We start from the raw sequence: 3,530 nt of genomic DNA, 5'->3' as shown, positions 1-3,530 counted from the left end.
ATAGCGTCATCAATAGAAAGGGGCTTGTTGGAGAGCAACCATGGCCAAAACCATTAAATTAACGGTCTGTACTGAAGGGATGACCCTAAACGGGTTTGCCGTTTCCCGCGAACAGATCCAGCAGATGGCAGACAACTATAACCCCCGCCTCTATGCGGCCCGTCTGAATCTGGAACACGTCAAAAGCCTTTACCCAGACAGCCTGTTTCGTCATTACGCACTGGTGCAATCAGCCCGGGCGTATGAAGTCAAAGACGGGCCACTACAGGGCAGGCTGGCACTGGAAGCCACCGTCGATCTGGATGAAGAAAAAGACGCGAATGTCTTCAAACTGAACCAGAGCGGCCAGAAGATTTTTTCCAGCATTGAATTTTATTCGCGTTTTCCGCAAACCAATAGCGCGTATTTAACCGGTATTGCGCTGACGGATACCCCCGCCGCTGTCGGTACGGAATTAATCAAGCTGAGTGTGCAGGAACGCGGCCTACCGGCCAGTGATGATCGCTTTTTGTCAGCATCACTGGAAACCATGGTTGAATTGCTGGCAGGGACTGAACAGAACCCTGCCGATGATAAATCCCTCGGCGAAAAGTTTGTTTTATCCGTGAAAAAGGCGCTGGGGCTGCACCGTGAGCACAGCAACGCTGAAATCAGTATCTTGCGTGAGATGGTGCAGTTAACGGCGGAAAAATGTGGCGAAGCCCTCAATCAGGGGCAGAAGTTGTCTGCACTGGAACAGCAGTGCGCCAGCCAGTCGGAACAGCTCACGCAACTTGCAACCGAACTCAGTACGCTGAAAAGCCAGCTCAGCCATCAGGATGATTCTTCGGTTCAGCGCCCGGGTGCGAGCGGTTCAACCCAAGTGTTGGCCGATTATTAATTGATTGCTTACAGGAATTTTATCTATGTCACTCAGTAACGAAGGGCGTCAGCACTATCTGTCCTACCTTGATCAGCAAGGCAAATTAAACGGGGTGGGTCGTGAAGGGGATAGCATCCAGTTAACGGTTTCACCCGCTGTTCAACAACGTCTTGAAAAAGCGAAGATGGAATCCAGCCCCTTTCTGAAAGAAATTAATTCCATCGGGGTGACCGAGCAGGAAGGCGAGAAAATCGGGGTCGGTATCAACCGCACGATTGCCAGCCGTAACGTGTCTACCGCCGATCGCCGCGAGCCGGTCGGCGTCCATGATTTACAGGCGAACCGCTACCGTTGCGAACAAACGAACTTCGATACCTACATCGGCTATACGCAAATTGATGCGTGGGCCGGACACCCGGAGTTTCAGCAGCTGATCAGTCAGCAGATTGTCCAGCAAGAGGCGAATGACCGTCTGATGATTGGGTTCAATGGCACATCGTGCGCCCTGAAATCCGATCGTGAGAAAAACCCATTATTGCAGGATATTAATATCGGCTGGTTACAGCACCTGCGCAACAAAGCGCCGGGGCGCGTGATGAAAGGTATCACTCTCACCAGCCGGGATGAAGATGGGAAAATCATCAAGAAAGGACAATATGGCAACTATGACTCTGTCGTTTATGACGCCGTGAACACCCTGCTTGATCCGTGGCATCAGAGCGCCCCCGGCTTGCTGGCTATCACCGGCTCACGCCTGACGACCCAGAAAAACTTCAAGATCCTGAATCAGCACAGTCAGCACAACCCCAACATGGAACTGTTGGCGGGTAATGAGCTGATGAAACTCAGTACGCTGGGGGGCTTGCCGGTTTTCCGCGTGCCGTTCTTCCCTGATGGGGCCATCTTCATCACCACCTTTAAAAACCTGTCACTTTACTGGCAGAAAGGGAAATACAACCGCTACATCAAAAACGAGCCGGAATACAACCGTATCGCGACCTATGCACAAAGTAATGACGGTTATGTCATTGAAGATTATGGCCTGAGCTGCCTGATTGAAGATATTTCTTTCGCGGGTGCCGAGAGCGGCGGCGAATAAGTCACTTGATGAGGTGCCGGAATACGCCGGCACGGTACGAGGGGGAATGATGCTGACACCGGCACAAGAACACTGGCAAAAAGTCATGGCGTCACGTCGTGGCGAAGAAGGCATGACATCCGAAGCATTAACGGCGTATGAGCAGGTATTACACCGCTTGCGTTTTGATCAGGCCCGGTTATCTGACCTGCAATCGACCGAGCGAAAAATTGACTACAAGCGCACAGTACTTGAGTCCTATGACGGCTGGATTGAGGGCGTATTGGGATCGGATACCGGTCTGGCCGATGAGGTACTGACCACGGTCATGATTTGGCAGATGGACGTTGGCCATTATGACCGCGCGCTGACCACGGCTGACTATGTTATTCGCCATAACCTGCCCTTGCCTGATCGCTATCGCCGCACCGTAGGGTCGTTATTGGTGGATGAGATTTGCGACAAGGCGTTAACGATTTTTTCGGCGGGTGACGCGACGGTTGATCCTGTCCCGCTGGCGATACTGGAACGACTCGCTGAATTGGTTACCCCGCTGGATATGCCGAGTCAGGTCGAAGCCAAGCTGTTTAAAACGCTGGCCTATACCCTGCGGTTAAGCCCTGAGCGGGAAGACAAAGCGCGCGCCTTATCGTTGATGCAACAAGCATTGTTACGGTTCGTCAATATCGGGGTGAAAAAAGATATCGAAGCCCTGACCCGGGAATTGAAAAAGACCGCTGAGGGTGATTCAGCCTCATCAGATAACACGGTCATGCCGCCCCCAAAGACGACACCCGCAACGGCGGGGAAAAAAGCCGACAAGAGCAAGACCAGAACAACAGCGGTGAAGGCTAAATCTTCACGCTAACCGAATGCACCCCGCGTGCCCGGCGGCACAGTGATCCGAACCGTGTTTAACACATCGTGCGGATCATCGTTCACCGCCGTTTTTTCTCAACAGGTGAGTTATGAGCTTAGTAGCGACCAAAACGATAAACAAAATCGATGATGAAACCCCGATCACCGATGGCAATGAAGCCATCACCTCAGATGTGTTCTGGCCGGCGATTGTCTTATCGGGTTTGCGCCAGTCGATGCGCCTGAATGGGGGCGTCACAACCTGCCGGCTCAAACACATGGCAACCGAGGCGACGCTTTACGCTAATCAGTTATTGGCCGAATGGCGGGCAGAGCAGGAAAAAAACGGCTTTGCTTCACTGAAAGCCGTGCCATCGCCGGTCATCAACGACACCACGGCGCATGTTTTCCGCTATTACCAGGCGGTGTACAGCTTCACTAAGGCGTTGTTGATTGAAAACTACCGCGACATCGACACCACGCGCGACGGAGAAAAACACGCTGAAGCATTGAGCACACAAATTGATGACCTGCGACGGGATGGACAAAACGCCATCCGGGATATTTTGGGTAAACATCGCATGATAGCGGAGTTGGTCTGATGCAGGTCAGGGCGTTTCAGGGGGATACCGTGGACTTACTGTGCTGGCGTCACTATGGCCGCACACAAGGGATTGTTGAGCAGGTGCTTGAAGCTAATCCGGATCTCTGCCTGAGCACCCAGCTTGCCGC

At 52.7% G+C, this 3,530-nt stretch carries 5 protein-coding genes; all 5 read left to right on the top strand.

Annotation, left to right across the window (positions count from 1 at the left end):
• Positions 1-40: 40 nt before the first annotated feature.
• Positions 41-880, top strand: a complete 840-nt coding sequence (locus NXS07_RS17315) for a GPO family capsid scaffolding protein (RefSeq protein ID WP_258087241.1) — start codon at positions 41-43, stop codon at positions 878-880.
• 25 nt (positions 881-905) lie between these two features.
• Positions 906-1,961, top strand: a complete 1,056-nt coding sequence (locus NXS07_RS17310) for a phage major capsid protein, P2 family (protein WP_038193340.1) — start codon at positions 906-908, stop codon at positions 1,959-1,961.
• A complete protein-coding gene (gene gpM / locus NXS07_RS17305; protein WP_258087240.1) occupies positions 1,918-2,808 on the top strand; it encodes a phage terminase small subunit in 891 nt (296 codons plus the stop codon). Before NXS07_RS17310 ends, gpM begins: the two co-directional genes overlap by 44 nt.
• A gap of 100 nt (positions 2,809-2,908) precedes the next feature.
• Positions 2,909-3,400, top strand: coding sequence for a head completion/stabilization protein (locus NXS07_RS17300; protein ID WP_038217977.1), 492 nt, complete (start codon positions 2,909-2,911; stop codon positions 3,398-3,400).
• Positions 3,400-3,530, top strand: a 131-nt coding sequence (locus tag NXS07_RS17295) for a tail protein X (RefSeq protein WP_258087249.1), incomplete at its 3' end; no start/stop codon positions are given. The genes NXS07_RS17300 and NXS07_RS17295, both read left to right, overlap by 1 nt.

This window comes from Xenorhabdus bovienii (genome assembly GCF_024721015.1).
In the GTDB taxonomy this organism is placed as follows: domain Bacteria; phylum Pseudomonadota; class Gammaproteobacteria; order Enterobacterales; family Enterobacteriaceae; genus Xenorhabdus; species Xenorhabdus bovienii.
The sequence above is the reverse complement of the archived record's forward strand: the minus strand, read 5'-3'. Positions and strand labels throughout refer to the sequence as shown.